The 19,773-nt window shown below is 65.7% G+C and carries 19 protein-coding genes; 13 read left to right on the forward strand and 6 right to left on the reverse strand.

What is annotated here, in order from left to right; genetic code table 11:
* Positions 1-50: 50 nt before the first annotated feature.
* Both G5C50_RS18775 and G5C50_RS18780 read left to right on the forward strand, forming a co-directional pair.
* A complete protein-coding gene (locus G5C50_RS18775) occupies positions 51-1,340 on the forward strand; it encodes a hypothetical protein (protein ID WP_165071803.1) in 1,290 nt (429 codons plus the stop codon).
* 29 nt (positions 1,341-1,369) lie between these two features.
* Positions 1,370-1,876 carry a hypothetical protein gene (locus G5C50_RS18780; RefSeq protein WP_165071804.1) on the forward strand — a complete coding sequence of 169 codons (507 nt, stop codon included), beginning with the start codon at positions 1,370-1,372 and terminating at the stop codon, positions 1,874-1,876.
* A gap of 9 nt (positions 1,877-1,885) precedes the next feature.
* Here the strand turns inward: G5C50_RS18780 and G5C50_RS18785 are convergent, their stop codons facing one another.
* Positions 1,886-3,028, reverse strand: a complete 1,143-nt coding sequence (locus tag G5C50_RS18785) for a VWA domain-containing protein (RefSeq protein WP_165071806.1) — start codon at positions 3,026-3,028, stop codon at positions 1,886-1,888.
* Between the two features lie 39 nt (positions 3,029-3,067).
* Positions 3,068-4,513, reverse strand: a complete 1,446-nt coding sequence (locus G5C50_RS18790) for a sigma 54-interacting transcriptional regulator (RefSeq protein WP_165071807.1) — start codon at positions 4,511-4,513, stop codon at positions 3,068-3,070.
* A gap of 220 nt (positions 4,514-4,733) precedes the next feature.
* Between G5C50_RS18790 and G5C50_RS18795 the strand changes: the two genes are divergently transcribed.
* Positions 4,734-5,714 (forward strand): serine O-acetyltransferase, encoded by a 981-nt coding sequence (locus G5C50_RS18795; RefSeq protein ID WP_165071809.1) that lies wholly within the window; start codon positions 4,734-4,736, stop codon positions 5,712-5,714.
* A gap of 17 nt (positions 5,715-5,731) precedes the next feature.
* On the forward strand, positions 5,732-6,304 hold the full coding sequence (locus G5C50_RS18800; RefSeq protein ID WP_165071810.1) for a hypothetical protein: 573 nt from the start codon (positions 5,732-5,734) through the stop codon (positions 6,302-6,304).
* Positions 6,305-6,317: 13 nt separating this feature from the next.
* Here the strand turns inward: G5C50_RS18800 and G5C50_RS18805 are convergent, their stop codons facing one another.
* The 4 genes from G5C50_RS18805 to G5C50_RS18820 all read right to left on the reverse strand — a co-directional run bounded on the left by G5C50_RS18805 (position 6,318) and on the right by G5C50_RS18820 (position 11,569).
* Positions 6,318-6,800, reverse strand: a complete 483-nt coding sequence (locus G5C50_RS18805; RefSeq protein WP_165071812.1) for a hypothetical protein — start codon at positions 6,798-6,800, stop codon at positions 6,318-6,320.
* A gap of 123 nt (positions 6,801-6,923) precedes the next feature.
* Positions 6,924-7,718 carry a class I SAM-dependent methyltransferase gene (locus G5C50_RS18810; protein ID WP_165071813.1) on the reverse strand — a complete coding sequence of 265 codons (795 nt, stop codon included), beginning with the start codon at positions 7,716-7,718 and terminating at the stop codon, positions 6,924-6,926.
* Complete coding sequence (locus tag G5C50_RS18815; protein ID WP_165071948.1) at positions 7,715-9,172, reverse strand: glycoside hydrolase family 13 protein; 1,458 nt, start codon at positions 9,170-9,172, stop codon at positions 7,715-7,717. Before G5C50_RS18815 ends, G5C50_RS18810 begins: the two co-directional genes overlap by 4 nt.
* A 66-nt stretch (positions 9,173-9,238) precedes the next feature.
* Positions 9,239-11,569 (reverse strand): carboxylesterase family protein, encoded by a 2,331-nt coding sequence (locus G5C50_RS18820; protein WP_165071815.1) that lies wholly within the window; start codon positions 11,567-11,569, stop codon positions 9,239-9,241.
* Between the two features lie 283 nt (positions 11,570-11,852).
* On the opposite strand from G5C50_RS18820, the gene G5C50_RS18825 reads away from it, so the two are divergent.
* The 9 genes from G5C50_RS18825 (at position 11,853) to G5C50_RS18865 (ending at position 19,632) form a co-directional block, all read left to right on the forward strand.
* Positions 11,853-12,266 carry a hypothetical protein gene (locus tag G5C50_RS18825; protein WP_165071816.1) on the forward strand — a complete coding sequence of 138 codons (414 nt, stop codon included), beginning with the start codon at positions 11,853-11,855 and terminating at the stop codon, positions 12,264-12,266.
* Positions 12,267-13,280: 1,014 nt separating this feature from the next.
* Positions 13,281-13,775, forward strand: coding sequence for a hypothetical protein (locus tag G5C50_RS18830; protein WP_165071818.1), 495 nt, complete (start codon positions 13,281-13,283; stop codon positions 13,773-13,775).
* A gap of 178 nt (positions 13,776-13,953) precedes the next feature.
* Entirely contained in the window at positions 13,954-14,217 is a 264-nt protein-coding gene (locus tag G5C50_RS18835) for a hypothetical protein (protein ID WP_165071819.1), read from the forward strand.
* A gap of 1 nt (position 14,218) precedes the next feature.
* Positions 14,219-14,644, forward strand: a complete 426-nt coding sequence (locus tag G5C50_RS18840; protein ID WP_165071821.1) for a hypothetical protein — start codon at positions 14,219-14,221, stop codon at positions 14,642-14,644.
* Positions 14,641-14,952, forward strand: coding sequence for a hypothetical protein (locus G5C50_RS18845; RefSeq protein ID WP_165071822.1), 312 nt, complete (start codon positions 14,641-14,643; stop codon positions 14,950-14,952). The genes G5C50_RS18840 and G5C50_RS18845 overlap by 4 nt, the downstream gene beginning before the upstream one ends.
* A gap of 6 nt (positions 14,953-14,958) precedes the next feature.
* Positions 14,959-16,515 carry a hypothetical protein gene (locus G5C50_RS18850; protein ID WP_165071824.1) on the forward strand — a complete coding sequence of 519 codons (1,557 nt, stop codon included), beginning with the start codon at positions 14,959-14,961 and terminating at the stop codon, positions 16,513-16,515.
* 9 nt (positions 16,516-16,524) lie between these two features.
* On the forward strand, positions 16,525-18,831 hold the full coding sequence (locus tag G5C50_RS18855; protein WP_165071825.1) for a hypothetical protein: 2,307 nt from the start codon (positions 16,525-16,527) through the stop codon (positions 18,829-18,831).
* 70 nt (positions 18,832-18,901) lie between these two features.
* On the forward strand, positions 18,902-19,303 hold the full coding sequence (locus tag G5C50_RS18860; protein WP_165071827.1) for a hypothetical protein: 402 nt from the start codon (positions 18,902-18,904) through the stop codon (positions 19,301-19,303).
* The gene (locus G5C50_RS18865) at positions 19,303-19,632 is read left to right on the forward strand and encodes a hypothetical protein (protein WP_165071829.1); all 330 of its coding nucleotides are present in this window, start codon (positions 19,303-19,305) and stop codon (positions 19,630-19,632) included. The genes G5C50_RS18860 and G5C50_RS18865 overlap by 1 nt, the downstream gene beginning before the upstream one ends.
* The last annotated feature ends 141 nt before the right edge of the window (positions 19,633-19,773 follow it).

Consider the following 19,773-nt stretch of genomic DNA (forward strand, 5'->3'; position numbering starts at 1 on the left):
GTCATGCGGTTTTGTTTTCGAACGGCCGTCGGGTCGAGGGAGAACGACGCATGATGACTTCGCCGACGAACGAGGCCGCGTGCCTGCTGGAGAAGGGGGCGCTTTATTCGCGTCGTGAGGGACTCCAGTGGGAGGGCCGCGATCTGGTGTTCGCCGGGTTCAAGCAGGGAGCCTTCTCCCTCTACTTCGGCGACGCCCCCATCTATCACTTCGATCTTGAAGGACGGTGGCAGCGCGCCTACATGCTCGATCGCCACTTCATCAAGCGTCTTGACGGAGCCGTCCACGAGGTCGACCGCGTTCGGGAGAACGGGGCGCTGGTGATGAAGCGGCGCGTTCTGGGCGCCGCCGAGGCGCGTCGGATCGACGAGGAACTGCGAACCGTCGCCGTCAGCCTCCTCACCGATCTGAGCCAGGATTCTGGTTGTCGAATTGATCCTCCCGATGACAAGGCTCGCCCGATCGGCGAGGCTGATCTGCGCGAGTTCCTGGGCCGGATCGCTCGCTGGGACGCCGCCGCGTGGGATAATTTCAAGCAACGCCACACCCAGGCCTACGGACCGCTGCCCCTGGTCCCGCCTGACTGTCCCAACGCGGTCGTCGTGCAGGCGACCGTCGGCGATCGCGACGGACGGAGTTTTGCGGCTGGCCCTGTGAACGAGCACATCGTGCGCACGCCCGAGCAGTTCGAGGAGCACGTTCGTGGGGTCGCGGGCCTTCTCGGCCGGCGGTTGCTCCAGAGTCGGAGCGCTTATCTCGCCGGCGTCGACGTCCTTCGACTTCCGGGCCCCGACGTTCTCGCCTACCTGGACATCCTCCAGCGGAACCTTCAGTCCGAGGGCGAGCATGTCGTCGACGACGTGCATGCGTTCCTCGACGACTTCCAGTCGCCCGTGGCCGACGCGGCGACTCTCCGGTCGGCCTTCAGACGCCGTTTGACGCGCATTGCGCTCGGGATCGAGTCGGGGGCCCCGGAACTCCGCCGACTCTACGGCAAGGATTGGTCGGACGCCGACCTCCAGGCGTTTGCGGCCGAGGCCAAGGCGGCGGGGATCGAATTGAGCGTCATGGTGCTCGTCGGCGTCGGCGGCCGCACCCGGAGCGCCGAGCACGTCGAACGCACCGGCCGATTGATCGAATCGCTGTTGCTGACTCGCGGCGACATCGTCTTCCTGATGGACGAACGAGAGATCGCCGCTCCGGGCGCGCCCAACGCCTGGGAGCCTCTCGATGCGGAGGAGTGGCGACGGCAGCTTGAGCAACTGCGACAAGGGCTCTCCAGCCTGCGCGACCGCGGGGTGAAGGTCGTCCCTTACAGCATGGTCAAGCAGTCCTCATAAGCCCGAAAGCCGTCTGGAGCAGGCCTGCTATGTCCTGGCATACGAGCGCCGTCCTGATCGGAGTCGATCGATCGGGAGACGTCCCGGCGTTTCTCGAAGAACTGGGATTCCCCGGAGCGGTCTATCTGAGGTCCGTCGACTTCGAGGAGGCGACCGGTCTGGGGGATTTCGGCTCTGCGCTGACCGTTGCTGTCGCGACGGTCGACGGCTGGACCGCTCTGTGGGGGCCGATCCTCGTCGCCGATCAGGAAGCGCTCTTGCGAGCGTCCGAACTTGGCCCGGCCTTGACGCTCATCATGGAGGGAGCCTCAGACACTTACGGGTTTGAGCTGTTCCGGGACGGTGCCAAGGTCAGGGGGAGGCTCGAACAGGCAGGGCAGATCATCTACGACGAGGGCGAACCGCTCTCTGAGGAGTTGGAGGTCGTTGACGACCCCGCAGACTGGGAGACTCGCCTCTTCGACCTGATGGGGCGAGTGGCCGTACCGATCGAGCGGCTCTCGGAAGTCGAGTACGATCTCTACGAGCTTCCCTGAGACCGCCCGTCATGCTCGATGCCGGCGCGTATGCCGGCCGCCGACGAAGCTCTCGAAGACGAACTTGCCCAGGTCCTCAGCCGAGCAGTAGGCCGCGACGCCGTTCGTAACGCGGGCCATCTCCTGCACGAAGTTGACCAGGGAGTGGTAGAAGTAGTCCTCGATCAGAGCGTAGCTGGAGATCCGGATTCCGGCCGAAGCGCAGCGACGGGCTTCAGCCAACGTGTGCGCTGCGGACTTCTCCGCCGGCGGGTAAATGAGGACGACCTCGCGGCCCTCAATGTGGGCCGTGGGCTCGCCGTCGGTAATGACGATGATCTGCTTGTTCCCGGCCGCCTGTCGGAGCAGGTGGCTCCGAGCCAGGCGTAGCCCGGCGTGGATGTTCGTGAAGTGCTGGGGGACGCGTCCAGCGGGTTGGTCCAGGTCGAACCGCAGGTGGACGCGACTGTTATAGATGCTCACCGGCTTGGGGGCCGAGTTCAACAACTCGCGTTCGGTCATCTTGTTGGCGTACGTGTAGAACCCGATCATCTGGATCGAGTCCTGCGGATACTGCGCCCTGACCATCGCCTGGAGCGCCAGGGCGACCTTCTTCGTCGTGTAATACTTGCCGTAGCGTCCCATCGACCCGCTCATGTCGATGAGCACGACGGTGGCGCAGCGCGTCTGGTACTCGGTCTCGTGCACGACGTAGTCGTCCGGCGTGAGCCGGATGGGAACGCCGCCCCCCTGGCGGATGTAGGCGTTCTTGAGGGTCTCGTGCATGTCGATGTTGGCGAGGGGGTCGCCGAAGACGTATGGGCGCGTGTCCTCGAGCGAGACCGTCCCCTCGCCTTTCTGCTGGGTCTCGTGCCGACCGAGGGCGTCGCGGTTGAAGGTCAGGAAGAGTTCATGCAGCGACTTGTCCTGGATTCGCCGCATGCCCCGCGGCGTGACGGCCCATCGGCCCTCCTCGTCGCGCTCGATGAGCCCTTCCTTCTGGATCATCTCGACGACCTCGGGCAGGTCGTCGTCGTCCACATCGTCGAGATTGCGCAGAACGTCCTCGCCATACTGGAGGAGGTATTCCGCAATCTGGTCGAACATCTTGTCGGCCGATTGCGGTTGGAACTCCTGCGAGCCGTCCCACTTCGAGTATTCGTAGTTCGACATGCGTGGATCGAGCCTCGTCGGCGGACGTACGGAAATCGCCTAACGTTGGTAAGACGTTCCGCGACCCTTGGCCGTCTTGTTGAGCTTGTTATTGACGTGCAGACCTTCGAGGATGAACTCGGCGACGCTGGCGGCGGCGGCGGTCCGGGCACCGGACGACTTCGCGGCGGGGGCCAACTCGGCGGCGGCCTCTTCGGCTCGCTTGACAAGGCCGGGGACCTTGGCGACGCGGTCGAGGATCGCCTTCGAGGAGAGCATGTCTCCCGTCTCGATCGTCTGGCCGGACTCAAAGTACTGGACGATCGGCCGGAACTCGCGAGCGTCGAAATGATGGACGAAGACGTTCTTGACGGCCTCGTCGATGATTCGCTGGATCAGCTTGTCTTCATGGCCGTCTTCCTCGTTCATCGTCAGTTCGAGCTTCCCGCGCGAGCTGGAGAGCGCCGAGGCCAGGTCGCCGATCCGGGGGACGACGCCCGACTCGCCCGTGAGCAGGGCTCGGCGTTCGGCGTTGGAGACGACGTTCTCCAGATTGGCGATCGACATCCGAACCGACACGCCCGACTGCTGGTTGACGTGTGGCGACGTCCGGGCGAGTCGCGAAACCTCCTCGACGACCTCCTTGATGTAGACCGGCACGGCGACTTCAATCCCGGCCAGCTCGTCTTCCTCGCCGCGGTCGAGCCAGGCGTTCTGGTCGTTGACCGCCATGCCGATCTCGCGGGTCAGCGGGTAGTGCGTCCGCACTACCGACCCGATCCGGTCCTTCAGCGGCGTGACGATCCGGCCTCGGTTGGTGTAGTCCTCGGGATTGGCGGAGAAAACGAGGCAGAGGTCCAATTCCAACCGGATCGGGTAGCCTCGGATCTGGACGTCGCGTTCTTCGAGCACGTTGAAGAGGCCGACCTGGATCTTGGGGGCGAGGTCGGGGAGTTCGTTGATGCAGAAGATCCCGCGATTGGTGCGCGGGATCAGGCCGTAGTGCATCGTCGCCTCGCTCGACAGATAGCGGCCCTCGGCGTGCTTGATCATGTCGATCTCGCCGATGAGGTCGGCGATGGTCACGTCGGGCGTGGCGAGCTTCTCGTTGTACCTCTGCTCGCGGCCGATCCAGGCGACGGGCGTGTCGTCCCCCTTCTCGGCGACGAGCTGTCGGGCGAAGTTGGAGATCGGCTGGTACGGGTGGTCGTGGATTTCCGACCCCTCGACGATCGGCGTTTCGTCGTCGAGCAGATGAACGAGTTGGCGGAGCATTCGCGTCTTGGCCTGGCCGCGCAGGCCGAGGAAAAGCATGTCGTGACGCGACAGGATCGCGTTCTGGATCTGGGGGACGACGGTGTCCTCATAACCAAGGATATCCGGGAAGAGGGGCTCGCCGGTCCGCAGCTTGCGGACGAGGTTGCGCCTCATTTCGTCCTTGACCGATTCCAGCCGATGCCCGCTCCGTCGCAGCTCGCCGAGCGTCCGGGGCCGATCCGTCGCCATCAATGCCTTCCTCTCAGTGGTCGCGCCTGGGTGTCGATGTCACGAGGGGAGCCGTGCGAGATGTCCCGGATCATGCTAGGGTCGACCCCGGAACAAGTCAACGAACGCGTTGATGAGTCGTTGCGTGGGCGGGCTCCCCGCGTTGATCGCCCGGGAGCCTTGCCGTAAGATGCAGAGAAGGAACGGGGGCTGCGACGATACGTCGGCGGAAGGGCGGGACATGGCGACGGATGTGAACACCAACGGGAAGCTCTCGCGCGACGCGCTCCCCGACCTGACGGCCCGGATCGTGGCGAACTACCAGGGCTGCGGATCGATCGACCACCTTGGCAACTCGCCGCTCCCCAGCTATCGCGAGATCGTCGAGATCCTCGGAGATCTGCGCGAGATTCTCTTCCCCGGCTACGGCCGTCGCCAAAACCTGCACATGGGGAACGTCGCCTATCATGTCGGCGACCTCATTGACAGCCTCTACGATCGCCTTCGCCAGCAACTCACCCGGGCCTACCAGCACGATTGCAACGCACGCGAGCCCAAGGCCGATTCCGAGTCCCGCGCTGAGGTCTTCACGCTCCAGTTCCTGGAAAAGATCCCCGAACTCCGCGAACTGGTGGCCAGCGACGTCAAGGCGGCCTACGAGGGCGATCCGGCCGCGTCCAGCCTCGACGAGATCATCTTCTGCTATCCGGGGCTCTCTGCGATCACCGTCTACCGCCTGGCGCACGAGCTTTACAACCTGGGCGTGCCCCTGATCCCCAGGATGATGACGGAGTACGCGCACGGCAAGACGGGCATCGATATCCACCCGGGCGCGACGATCGGTCGTGGATTCTTCATCGACCACGGCACGGGAGTCGTCGTCGGCCAGACGACCGAGATCGGCGAGGGCGTGAAGATCTACCAGGGCGTCACGCTGGGCGCCCTGAGCTTCCCTCGCGACGAGACTACTGGCGCCATCGTCCGCGGTCGCAAACGGCATCCGACCATCGAGGACGGCGTCGTCATCTACGCCAACGCCACGATCCTCGGCGGCGAGACCGTGATCGGTCGCCAGGCCGTCATCGGCTCGTCGGCCTGGATTACCCGGAGCGTTGCGCCGGGAACGACGGTCACCATCGAGACCCCGAACCTCCGCTACCGCGAAGGGCTGGACGTCCGCCCCGACGACGCCTATCCCCAACGGCTCAACTACCAGATCTGAAGCGGGTCCCCCGCGTCATGTCCGATCCCGCCGTCTTCTGGGAATACTTCCAGCGGAATGCATCACCCCTGGCGGCGACGTTTCGCAAGGGCGTGGAGGAGCGGGCGTTCGCCTTGATCGGTCGCGCCCTTCACGCGAGCGGCTTTGACGTTGGTTTCGATCTCGAACTCGATCACGACGGCACCTGCATCCTCGTCTTCTCGCCCGAGGGCGATCATGAGGCAGGTCGGAGGATCGATGCTCTGATCGCGGCTGCCCCGGGTCTCGTCCCCGGCTGGATCGTTCATGCGAGAAAGCCGCGAAAGGGGCTGTCAGCCGCTCGCAGCCTGATCCGACGCCAGTACTGCATCGATCCTGGGGAGATGCGGTACACCCTGGCCAATGCGGTTGGTCGGCCCTTCGTTCGGATGTTCATCCCCCCCGGGACCGACCTTACGGATCAGGAGCGGGCCGGCCTCGTCAGGCTCTTCTTGTGGAACGCGGTCGGCGAGTCCGTCGTGATGGACCTCGACCTTCAGGCCGAGGCGGTTCTCGCCGATCCGCCCGACTCAGGGACGATCTCCGCCGCTGAACTGGTGGATCGCCTCTGAATCGTTCAGCCGGTCAATGCGCGACAGGGTAATAGAAGTAGGTCCCGGTCGCCGGGTCGTAGTACAGAGGGTAGCGGTAGCCGTCGCCGGGCTCGTAGGTCTGGTTCGTCAGGTACGGGGCGGACGCTGGCTGCGAGGAGTACACGGGCGCCGACGAATAGCCGCTGGAGTAATAGGTCGGCGAATACCCCGAACCGTATCCGTACCCGTAACCGTTGCCATAGAGCCCATATCCCAGGAAGCCCAGTCCACCGAAGCCTCCGTAATATCCGCCCCCATAATAGCCGCCGTGATGGACGTAACCGCCGCCGCCGTGATGGACGTAACCGCCCCCTCCCATGTGCCCGCCACTCATATGGCCGCCGCCGCCATGGCCGCCGCCGCCATGGCCGCCCCCGCCGCCGCCATGACCGGCGAAGGCTGGTGTGATTGAGCATGCAAGAGCCAGGATCGTCGCCGCTGCCGCCTTGGTTGTGAGTCGAGTCGGGAATTGCATCGCTGTTCTCCCATCTCGTGGAAGGTACGTGTCGAGGGGGTCGACGCGAGGTCGACCAGCCCTTCTCACAACCATCACTACGCATGTCGAGTTCGGTGAGGTCGCGACGAGATGAGAGTTTTTTCAGAAATTGGCGCGGGTCGCAAAGACGAGCCAGCCGCCGGCGCGGAGGCTGGGAAATCGGCGGGGGTTGGGGATGGGGGCGGCGGTGACCTCGTCGAGCGGGATCACCTCGTCGATGCGGAAGCCTGCGCGGGTGAGTTCCCGCTTCAGCTCGCGCCAGCGGTAGAGGTGCACCTCCATTCCAGGGATGCCGCGATAGGTCATTCGGCGATCGCCGAACTCCTCCGAACCTCGGAACAGCCGGGGAAGCTGGCGAAAGAGCCAGCGACGCCCCTGGGGGTCTCTCAGGTTGAGCCAGATGTTGTGGGCGTGCAGCGCCAGTCGGCCGCCGGGTTTGAGGACCCTCGCCGTTTCCGCGAGCGCCTGCCGCCGGGCGTCGCGGCCTCGGATCATCCCCAGCGTGCTGAACATTGATGTCGCGTAGTCGAAGGTTTCCGAGGGGAGGCAGCCTAGATTGCAGAGGTTGGCCTGCACGGTCAGCAATCGCGTTCCGGCGTCCTCCGCCTTGCGACTCACGACGTCCAGCATCGGCCGTGCCAGGTCGATCGCCACGACGTCGAAGCCGCGGCTTGCGGAGCGGATCGCGTGCCGACCCGCTCCACAGCCCAGATCCACAAGCCGCCCAGGAGGACGGAACCGGTCGTCGAGGGCCTCCGCGTCGGCCTCGAAAAGAGGATGCCCGGCGAAGTAGGCGTCCTCCTCGGCGGCGAGTCGGGGGGTGTTGAAGTACTCCCACAAGGACGTGTTGACGCCTTGAGGGAGCCGCCAGGCGGGCGGAGGCCGTCTTCCACTCATGAGGATGCCAGCACCTTGCCGGAGCGTGGCGGTAGTTCCAGGCCGCGGATGCAACCCGCGTCGACGCGGACTTTCTGATGCGACCACGGATCGGCCAACTCGGCGCCGTCGGCGGCCTGGTCGTGAACGGGGAGGTCGAGCCGCTGAGTCGAGTCACCCGCGTTGAACGCAACCAGAACGACCTCGTCGCCCAACTTGCGGGCGTGAGCGAAGACGTCGCCGATCGCGTGGAGGACTCGGAACGAACCCCGTCGCAGGGCAGGGCGGGCGTGCCGGAGCGCGGTTAGACGCTGGATCTCGTGGAGCAGGTCGAGATCCCAGGCGGAACGATCGTGCCAGGGGAAGGCCCCTCGGTTGGCTGGGTCGTGAGCGCCTTGCATCCCGATCTCGTCGCCGTAGTAGATCGACGGGGCACCGGGGTAGGTCATCTGGAACAGGGTCGCCAGACGGAGGGCGGAAAAATCACCCTTCGCCAGACTGACGAACCGCGCGGTGTCGTGGCTCCCTAGCAGGTTGAGCATCACGGCGTTGGTTTCGGGAGCGTAGAGGCTCAGGAGGCGCTCGATCGACCTCGCAAACGACTCGGCGCCGGGTTCCGGAGTTGGGTGAAGGCTCGTTTTTTGAAGCTCCGCCATTTCGACCTCTCCCCGGGAGAAGAAGGCGAGGCAGGCGCGGGTGAAGTGGTAGTTCATCACGGCGTCCCACATGTCGCCGCGGAGCCAGTGCTGAGAGTCGGTCCAGACCTCGCCGACGATGTAAGCCTCGGGGTTCGCCGCGCGGACTCGGCGGCGGAACTCTCGCCAGAACTCGTCGTCGTCGATCTCGTTAGCGACGTCCAGCCGCCAGCCGTCGATGCCGAAATCGATCCAGCGGACGGCCACGTTCAACAGGTATTCACGGACTTCCGGGTTGCGAATGTTGAACTTGGGAAGGGCCGGCAGATTCCACCAGGCCTCGTAGTTCGGGGCGACGTCAAGGTGATAGGCGTTGACTGGAAAGCCGCTGACCTTGAACCAGTCGAGGTAAGCCGAGTCCGGGCCGTTTTCCAGGATGTCGTGAAACTGAAAGAACCCACGGCTGGCGTGGTTGAAGACTCCGTCGAGGACCACGCGCATACCTCGAGCGTGGGCGGCGTCCAGCAGCCGCCGGAGCGCGGCGTCGCCCCCGAGCATGGGGTCGACCTTCTCGTAGTCGTGCGTGTGATAGCGGTGGTTTGAGGCCGACTGGAAGACGGGCGTGAAGTAGACGGCGTTGGCGCCGAGCTCCTGGATGTAATCGAGATGCTCGGCCACGCCGGCGAGATCGCCCCCCTGGTATCCATTGTAGGTCGGCGCGGTTCCCCACTCGTCGAGGTTTTGCGGTTTGGGGACGCTCAGGCTGCGCGCAAAACGGTCGGGGAAGATCTGGTAGAAGACGGCGTCTCGCACCCACTCCGGCGTGTCAGGTCTCTCAATCGTCACAAGGCTCTCCAGGGTCTTCGATTCCGGCGGACGACATTTCGAGACCCCGATTTTACCAGATCAGCCGGCCGGGATCTTCACCCAGTACATCTGGCCGCGGTCGCCTCGGATTCGCAGGTCTTCAAGCATCGGTTTGAGTTCGAGTTTCGGCTGGCCCTTGTAGATGGGCTTCCGATTGATCCGAACGTCAAGCTTCCGCTTGAAGTCGACCGTCTTGGGGGAGAGCCAGAGATCCAGCTTGTCGATGCCGCTGACAGTGACGTCGACGAGGTTGCCGAGATTGCTGGTCTTCACCTTGATTGAGGCAGGATTGAGGTTTCGACCCAGTGGTTCGACGGCCTCCGGGGCGGTGGTGCGGCCTTCCGTGAAGCTCTTGATCACAACCCCGTGACGACGGTCGTCGCACGTTCGGGACATGTACGCGTCGAAAGACATCGGGAAGGGCTCGCGACGACGAGGGGCCATCCAGTCGAAGAAGGCGGGGATCTCCTCGGGGAACTCCTCGAGCCCACGGCGGCTCATCTCCATATACGTTACGTCCCAAACCTTCAAGATCATCGGCTTGACGTAGCCTTCGTAGATCACTTCCTCCGAGGCCGGGGCCAGGCTGCCGATGACGAACAGCAGGGGGAGCCTCTCGTGCTGGGCCAGGCTGCGGGGGACGTACTTGGCGGGGAAGCCGGAGACCGCGACGACGCCCGCGAACAGGTCTGGATGCCCGAGGCCCAGATCCCAGGCCATGTTGCCGCCGGCAAGCTGACCTGCGAGAAAGACCCGGTCGGCGTCGATCGCGTATCGTCGGCGGGCGTCTCGGAGAGCCAACTCGACAGCCGCGTGTTCGCTGGCGGTGTAATGGTATTCCGTGTCGCTGTTCCCGGCGCGATACTCGGGGGCGATGAGAACGTAGCCGCGTTTGGCGGCTTCGTCCTTCCACTCGTCGACGACCGCCTGGGGGCCGTTCCCGGAGTGCAGCACCACGACCGCCGGATAGCTTCGCAGCGGGTGGTATTCCGGCGGCAGGTTGATCAGGTAGGTCGTGGGGACGGGATCGTCGGAGTCGACGACGTTCTTGAGCGTCCCCCGTTCGGATTCGTCGGAAGCCTTTCGTTGAGGGGGCGGCATGAGACGGCAGAGCCGTTCCGCCGCTTCGAGCTTCCCGAAGCCCGGGGCCTCGGGCGTTTGCCCGGCCCACTCGAACTCGTCGAGCTTGGCCAGAATATCCTCGCGAACCGCGTCGGAATCGGAATTCAGGTATGAAGCGATGAGGTCTCGCGCCTTCCAGAGCGAGTCGGCCTGGGAGAGGTCGGACACGGCTCCTTCGAGGCCCGCGACGTACCCCGACATGGCCAGCGCGAACTGGGCCTCGTCGCCGGCCGATGATTCGGCCCTGGCCTTGCGCCAGGCGGCGAGGCGGTCGCGGACAGCGTCGGGAGCTTCGGCGAGACCTTTCTGAACCTCGGCCAGGCGCGACTTCCAGGCGGCGTGCACGGTGGGCGAGAGCTTCAACTCCAGTCGCCGAAGGTCGCTGCTGGCGGCGTCGTCGGCCTGCTGCTGGTCGGAATCTCGGCGCATGAGATCGCGAACTTCGACCTGGATCTCGGTCGGGACCCCCGGCTCGTCGAACGTCTTCATCAACTCGGCTGCGGCCTTGAACTGCTGCGCGCGACGGAGAGCGTCGACGTCCGACCGCCGCTGAGTGGCCTCGGCCTGAAGGATGAAATCGCGGGCGCTCCCGGCTCGTTCGCTGAGGTCGCTGTTGGGGAAGTCCTTGATCAACTCGTCGAGTTCCGACTTGGCCTCGGCGTACCATCCGGCGCCGATCAGGTAGCGGACGACCCGTTCACGCTCGTTCTGGTTCTCCTGCTGGACCTTGTGGAGCAGGCTCATGATCACCGAGCGCGGGATGGCCCGCAGCGACGCCTGCCCCTGCCAGAACTCATCGACTCCGCGGAAGCGGACGATGTGTGGCCCGATCTCGTTGATCGCCTGCTGCATGACGATCGGCTTGCTGGAGCGTCCGTAATACTGGAATCGTCGTCGTCCTTTTTCGTCCCAGGGCTCGGCTGCGACGCTGACGACCTCCTTGGGCATCAGGCCGCCGTGCTTCTCCAGCGGCTGAACCAGTGAGAACTTCTCGCCCGTTCGCAGGACGTTGTCGGGGATGATCCGCTCGACCTTCGAGTCCCGCACGACGATTTTACGGGTGCCGTCCCAGAGATAGAGCAGCGTGTTGTCTTTCTCGGGCGTCGTCACCGTCCGGTAGGACATGCCGTTCTTCATGATGACGGTGTCGCCGCGGCTGGCGACTGTGTTGGTCAAGGCGGCGGCCAGGAAGGACGCGCCGGCGAGGACCGCGCGGAGGCGTCCTCTGTTCGTCGAGTCGTACAGCAAGGGCCGCAGCCTCCCTGAGTCGAGCCTTTGGGACCGAAATCATCCGCCGCTCGGCGCGCTCCATCGCCCCAATCCTATCCCCCGGACCGCGAATGCGCCGGGAACGCGGTCGGCGCGGAGGGAGGGTTGCGCGCGAATCCCCGTTCGCGACGATTATACAGACGTCGTCGACGAGCCGGTTATTCTTCCGGGGATTGGCGACCCGTGGACCGTCCGCGTAGGCTGGACGGAGAACCTCTCCCCGACGACGACCTTTCGACCGACGCGACGAGGCGTGCGATTCATGTCCGACCAGCCGATCAAGTTCCGCTGCTATCGATGCGGCAAGCTCCTCGGAGCGCCCTCCCGCCGCGCAGGATCAACGACAGCCTGCCCCCAGTGCCGGGCGGAGATCCAGGTCCCTGAACCAACGCAGGGCGAACCCGAACCGCCGGAGCAGCCGTTCCTGGTTCCCGATGAACCGGGCGTCGTTCCCGAGTTCGCCGCGATCGTTGGCGCCGCGACTCCCGACGTCTCGGCTATCCCTCCAATCCGCTACGATGTGCCCTCCATCCGCCCGACCGAAACCGCCGCGCCACGCGCTCAGGACGTCGTCCTTCCGCCGGCCGTCGTCCTCGCCTGGTCGATGCTCGTCCTCGCCGCGATCCCCCTGGCGTTCATCGCGGGCCTTCTCGTGGGACACTTCCTCTGGAAGTGAAGAAGCGTGTGCTCGAGCGCACGACCGACGGGCGGCCACATTGGGTCGTCGGGGCAGCCGATCGGTTTCGTTGGACGTCCGGAGCGGACGCCGGGAATGGTAATAACGCCGAAAGCCGCCCGGAGGCGGCTTTCAGCGGAAGTGACCGGGCTGGGACTCGAACCCAGGACCAACGGATTAACTTACCTCATGGCGATCGCCCTAACGTTCTGAAAAGACGTAGGTTGTGGATAAAGCAGGGGCCGGTTGCCGCGCATTTGCCGCACGGCGACGACTCTAGGCTTTCCAGGTTGATGAACGCGTGGCCCCAACTACCAGAAGCCGTCAAGACTGGGATCTTGGCGATGGTGGAAGCATGCAAGTTGTCAGCTTAGGGGATTTCTTGTTGTCTATGGAAATATAGGAATTGAAATCACATTTCTGTCTCTCGCCATCACCTCCCTGGCCCTATACACGCTGACGGGGCCTCAAAACCTTCAAAACCCTCGAAACCTCGGGTTCTAAGACTCAAATGGCTTTCGTGTAAAGACTTGCGTTGACCCATAAGCGGTCGTCGATTCTCCTCAAAACTCCTTCAAAACCCCTGGGCGTCCCCTCAAAACCCCCTCGAAGCTCCGAGCGGTCGACTCGGATCCCGTCCCAGCGAGCGTTAAATCAGCACGCCAAACCCGCACTCTGACGCAATTCGTCAGGACGTCGACCGTCGCTTGGTTTCGTGGTGTCCTCTACGCCGCGTCGTCTGATTCCCATCCGCCCACGATCCCGTCGGCCGTTTGCAAATCAGCATGCGAAAGCCGCCGGCACGGTTCGCCTAGCAGGACGCATCAGCCGCCAGCTAGGCGGCGGCCCGGCCCAACCGGCGTTCATTTTTCCGCCGCACGGAAAATGACACGGTCTGGCATCTCATGTCACATATAGTCATTTTGACGCGTTTTTGTATCGCGGGTATCATCGATCCAGTACGCGGCGTGCGTCGCTGATAAACGCCAGTACGAGGTTGTCGAGGCCCTGCCCATGGCGACGACGTCGAGCCGACCCCCGATGCCCGCGACTTGCTGCATGGTCCTGGAGATCAAGCGGTTGGTGACGCTCGGCGTGCTCGACGGCGGCGTGGGGACCATCTCGAATGTCCTGGCGTTTACTGACGGCGGCGCGGCCACGAAGTGCATCGAGGCGCCGTTCCGGCTCGTGAAGTCGCGCGAAACGGCGATCCTGACTATCGCGGGGCGACACGTCCCGCTGTCCTCGTGGCCGATGAAGTCGGGCCGCCGCTTCTGGCAGGCCGCATGCCCGGAATGCGGCCGCTCCGTCCGCAAGCTCTGGACGCCCAAGGGCCGTTCGGAATGGGCGTGCCGCTGGTGCCATCGGATCATCCGCCCGGGGCGTTCCAGGGCGCTCGACAGGAAGGTCGACGCGTGGGACGACTGGGCCATCCGCGACTGGGCCGAGCGGCGGCTCGCCGAGTTGGAGAAGGATCGCGAGGCCGACTTCGCCGGAGACCTCCCGTGAGCCGCCCCGCAGCCGCCTCCGCCGCCGACCGGAGGCCGTGCCCTCTGTGTTCAGCGACCTCCCCTCGGCTCCGCGACGGCGGCCGGACGCCGGCGTGGGAATGCCCGCGCTGCGGCGTCGTCTTCGGGTCGGTCAAGGCAGTGGCCCTGAGACGCACAACGGCCGCGGAGGCGATGCGATGATCCCGCCCATCCCGAAGACCCCGGAGCAAGCCTGGGCGTTCCACGGGCAGCTCGGCGGCGTTCTGCCCACAAACACGCGCAAGCCCTGGCCGGGGCTGTACGTCGTCTGCGGCCATGACGTCGAGCCGGAGACGTACCGCGTGAGCCTGCTGTGGGTCCATCCCTACGGCAGGCCGGACGACGCGAGGCCGATCCTGCCCGGTTGGTTCTACGTGACGAAGCCCGAGGCCCTGCGGTTCGTCGATCCTCGGAGGAATTGACATGGCCGGCGAGCTGCTGAGGAAGTACCAGGGCATCCAGGACCGGCTCGACGACCTCTCGCCGCTCGAGCCCCGGCTGCGGCAGATCTACACCGACGGCAAGCGCGAGCAGTTGCTCCAGGGGAAGGACGCCCAGGGCGGCGACTTCGTCCCGGTCAAGCCGTCGACGGTGAAGACCCGGGGCGGCGCCGGCCCGCCGCTCGCGCCGCACGGCGAGGCGTCATGGATCGTCTCGGGCTACCGGGTCTGGTTCGAGCGGATCCCGGCGACGCTCCGAATCATCGCCGGCTGGTCGCTCGACTGGGTCAAGTACCACGAGGCCGGAACCCGCCACATGCCGAAACGCGACCCCGGCGGGTTCCGCGAACAGGACCGGCGAGCGGCGTTCGACGCCCTCCGGAAGTGGATCTACAGGGGGGAGAGATGAGCGACGCGAAGCCCGACGACGGACCGCAGGCCGAACCATCGGACGTCCCCAGCCCCGAAGAGCTGGCCGCCATCATGGCCAGCGTCGACGAGACGCTGGAGGAGGCGAGGAAGGCCGTCGACGTTCGGCCTGATGCGTCGGCCGTCGGGACGGGCATCAACGCGAGGATGGCGGCCTATCACGCCGCCGGAGCGCTGCTGAACCTGGGGGTTCCTCCTTCGTTCGTGGCGAGGCTGGAGCACGTCGCGCTCGAGGTCGCTGGCGGCATATCCGACATGATCGACGACCGTCGCGACACCACGGAGTGATCGACGATGAGCTTCTTCGGCAACACGACCCAGGTCGACAAGCTGGTGATGCAAGTCGAGGGGCAATCCGCCCTGCGAGAAGCCAACGCCCTGCTGGAGAGGCAGAAGAAGGCCGTCCAGGACGTCATCGAATTCCACAAGATGGGATGGACGTCCTCCCAGCAGTACGCCCAGCAAATCCGCCAGGAGGTGGCGGCCCTCAAGGCGATGCAGGGCCAGGTCGACGCGCTGAATCGATCGTTCGGCGGAGGCACCTCCGCCGCGGCCAAGGCCCAGGGGGTCAATCAGCTCGCGTACGCGGTCCAGGACTTCACGTCCGTGTCCGGCGGCCTCGCCCAGAAGATGAACAGCGTCACGAACAATCTCCAGGTCTTCGCTGCATCGATGGGCGTCGGCGGGGTCTGGTTCCTGGCCATCTCGGCGGCCATGGGGGCCATCCAGGCGGTCGCCAACAACTGGAACGAAATCGAGTCGTGGCTGACCGGCATGCCCAGCATCGACCCCAAGAAGATCGCGGAGCAGGCGAAGGAGCTGGCGAAGAAACAGAAGGAGATGGCGGACGCCATCCAGGCGATCCGCGACGAAGAGGACCAGGCCGACGATTCGACGAAGGTCGCCGAGAGGGTCAAGCAGGCCTCGATCGCGGTCGGCGGCTTCGACCGCGTGCGAAACTCGGTCGCCGCCCAGATGGCCGGCCAGTCGCCGGAGATCCGGGCGGCCGACGAAGCGGTGAGGAGGGCCCAAGCCGAGCAGGCGGCGGCGCAAAAGGCGCTCGCCGGCTCAGCCCCGGGCGCCGAATCCCGGATCGACTTGGAAGCTCGCCTTGGCGGTGCGAATTCGGCGTTGAAGCGGGCCCAGGACGCCGCGACGGCGGCGCGGCAGGGAGTCGACGGTAGGGCCCTGGAGTTGATCCAGAAGGCCCGAGCCGGCGACCCGGCCGCGGCCAGGGAGCTGGCCAGCCGGTTTCCGAATTCGCCGTTCGCCTTCGCCACCCCCGAGCAGGTGGCGACCGACGAGGCGCGGGCGGCCAAGACGAAGGAAGTCAACAAACTCGTCGACGAATACGCCCGGGACAACGAGGGCGTCGACGCCTCGATTGAGCGGGGCCGCAATCGCAAGAACGCCGAGGTGAAACGGCTTGAGGAGGCATACGCGGCCGGAAACGACGCGATCGACGCGGCGGACGCCAGGCCCGCGGCGAGGGTGAGGGTCGGCCAGCCGGCGCGGGGAGCGGCGGTGGCCGCCGTCCAGGACATGAGGGCCGATCAGCAGGCGATGTTCGCCCAGGTCATCAATCAGGAGACCGGGGGCCAGTTCGGGGCCGACGCCGTCGCCCAGGCCGCTGAGCAGATGGCCGGAATGGTCAATCGCGGCGTCGCCCCGATGGAGGCGGCCGCGGCGGCGATGCAGAATCTGGTCCAGGTTCAGGCGGCGGCGAACCAGCGGATGTTCCAACTCCAGTCGATGTTCGCGGGCATGGGCCAGCAGGCGGCCATGATGCAGCAGCAGATGATGCAGCAGCCGGCCATGGGCGGATTCAGCGGCATGCCGCGACAGTGGTGAGGGCCGACGATGCCGGGCGTATTGACGATCGACGGGACCAATTACGACGTCGACGAGCGGAAAGCCAACAGCCTCATCGTCGACGCCTATTGCGCGTGGGAGTTGGAGCGGGGCGGAGACTCCTGGCTGGAGTTCCACGAGTATGCGGGAGGCCCCCAGCCCCGATTCCCGAGTCAGAAGCCGGTCGAATACCGCGACGGCGGGGGCGTTCTGCGGTTCAAGGGCGTCACGACGCTCGCACAGCCCGGCTACGACGAGGGCCGCACCTGGGGCTATCGCTGCGTCGGCCTCAAATACCTGATGAATCAGCGCCAGTTCACGTCGTCGGACTTCAGCGGCTCGATCGTGTTCAACGAGCCTTACGGCGACGGCGACGCCATCCCGTCGCGTCAGGGGAAGTCCATAGGGGAGATCGTCCAGGCCGTGATCGACATGAACGCCGCGTCCCTGGCGGCGATCGGCGTGTCCTCGGACTCGACGACCGAGGCCCAGCTCGCCCAGCTGACCCGCGTGCCGGTCGACGCCGTGGTGATCTCGGGCCAGCTCGCGGACGCGATGGAGCGGGTGCTCTTCACTTACTGCGGCAACGTCAGGATGGTGATCCTGCCGACCGGTCTGATCCGGTTCGTCGACGCGGCCGCCTTGGGCGAGGTCGGCGCGACCGCGGAGGCCCACACGCTGACGCTGGGGGATGACCCGATCGACGTCCCGCTGCTCCGACGCGACTGGTCGGGCTGCGCCCCGCGCGTCGTCGCCAGGGGCCAGGGCGACATCCGGCCGTTCAACGGCCGCCAGACGTCGGACGAGCTCCAGCCGGCTTGGACCGACCCTCAGCGGCTGTCCTGGAATGACGCAGCCTTCACGCACCCCGGGGACGCGTCCGACGTCGGGACCGTCACGACGACGGGCGGCCCCACGTCGGTCACGATCCAGTCGAGCGACGGCTCGCGGACGTGGCCGGCGAACTTCTGGAACAAGCGCCAGGCCTGGATCCACCTCAAGAAGGCCACCGGGATCGGATTGAACTATTCGGTCAGCGTCCCGGTGACGGCCTGCGACGCGATGACGGCCGGCGGGACGGCGACGGTGACGCTCGGCGTCGAGCTGGAGAACTCGGCGTCCGACGCCTGGGATTCCTACGAGCTGATCGGCACGGCGGCGCCCCTGGAGGACGACGACGGGGATACCGGCCTGAACAACGTCTGGCGGCTGTTCAACGTCGTCACCCCGGGCGGGTTCGTGGAACAGCACCTGGTGACGTCGTCCCCCACCCCGTTCCCGTTCTACGGGCTCAACAACGCCAGCGTGCAGCTCCTGAACGCTCCGGCCGCCCTGCTGGTGGGGAGCGACGGCGGAGCGATCCCCGCGACGTTCAAGATCATCCCCGAGAAGGGCCAGATCCTGTTCGACGAGCCGATCGTGCGCGGGTTCACCAGCCGGGAGGACCTCGCGATCGGCGGAGCGGCCGTGACGCCGCCGGCCGACGTCCTGGTCCTGCTGCTCTACTCTCGCGGGGCCCTGGAGACGGCCTACCCTCCCGACGTCTCCGGAGTGCCGCAGTATGAGGGGACATCCCACACCGTCGCCGGGATGACCAACACTCGCGTCGAGGAAGTGCCGTCGTGGGGTTACATCGGGAACAAGGCGCAGATGCAGGCCCTCGCCCGGATGGTCCACAGGTCCATCAAGGACGTGCAGATCGAGGGCGGAGTTGCCTACCTGGACCTGTACGACGACGTCCTGGATCCGGGCGACGGGCACACGCTGAGCTTCGCGGGGAGTTGCTACACGACCGGCGACGAGTCGATCGCGCTCTCCGTCCGCTCGGTCGTCGTGCGATTCGGCCACCAGGCCGGAGGCCCCCCGACGGTCACGGAGATGACGCTCAGCAACCGCGTCGATTGGATGACCGACCCGGGGATGTACACGCACTCCATGACCAGGCTGGGCGGCGGCCCGATGATGTTCTCCCAGCTCGACGGCGTCTTCGGCGTCGCGGCCCCCAACATCGACGCGGGCGGGTTCGGCGGCCCGTTCGGCTGGCAGGGCGACCCCATGGCGTTCACGGGCGGCGGTCCCGACGCCTCGGAGATCAACTGGCAAACCGGCAAGGACATGCGATCGTCCCAGCCCGAAAAGTATGTCCGGGAGAAGTATCAGCCGGATACGACCCCCTCCGGGGGGCGAGGGTTTGCGGCTCGCGAGGCGAGGAAGGCCACCGAACGCGAGGCCGCTCGGGCCCGCAGCAGGCTGTCGGAAGCCAGTCGGCGGAGTTCGCTCAGGGCCCTACGCAGGCACATTGACGATGAGGATTGAGCCGACGGACGCCGACTCGCGTATAGGCCGGTGCATAGTTCGTGCGCTATATGACAGGGGAGTTGCGTCGATGAAGGCCGTTCGGAGGTACGAACCTGAACTCGACCCCGTCGAGGAACCGGCCGTAGACATCAAGGCGGTTGTCTATGCCTTGCACATGCACGGGAAGACGAACCAGGAGATCGTCCAGGCCTTGGACCTCAAGCCGAGCACGGTGAGCCGGTGGATCAACACCGCGTACGCGAAGGGGTTGATGGACAAGCTGGAGCGGCCGCGCGAGTTCGGCACGCGGTTGGAATGCACCTGCCGCGAGGATCCGCTCGACCCGGACGGCCCGCCGATCGTCTGCGTCAACTGTTGCGCGTCCTCGAGAGACCACAATCCCAGGCTCCACGCCCCGCCCCTGCCGCGCGACAAGAAGCCGCCCGAGGACGACGGCCTGAAGGGCGGGACCGACAAGGGAGAAGCCTGATGGAGATCGAAGCGGAGATCGAGCGGCTGAAGCGGCTCGTCGAGGCCACGGCCGAGACTCTGGGCGGGGCGTCGCCCCGCACGCTGAAGGAGTCCCCGTTCCGGCGATTCGGCCGCCAGTACAACAAGCTCCGCGACGAGACGGCGCGGCTGCTGCCGAACCTGTTGGGCCTCATGCCGTCGCGGGTGCCGGTCGGCCGGAAGGCGGAGTCGGGCGACACTTACATCGACGCCCGATACCTCGAGATGCATTGCTACCTCGTGCAGCTCGGCGAGCTCCTGACGCCGGCCCCAGGCCTCTGTAGCCCAAAGGAAAGAGATTCAAGTTGAGGAAGCGCGCGACGAGAGGTGGGGCTTGGCGCATCGGTCAATCAGAGACAACTTGACGTCGGCTCTAAAAGTTTTCTGGCCTGAACTTTAGGGTCGCGAGCCGTCGCCGTCCGCCGCATTCAGATCGACGGGATCCAACCG

The sequence above is a fragment of the Paludisphaera rhizosphaerae genome, assembly GCF_011065895.1.
Lineage (GTDB): Bacteria > Planctomycetota > Planctomycetia > Isosphaerales > Isosphaeraceae > Paludisphaera > Paludisphaera rhizosphaerae.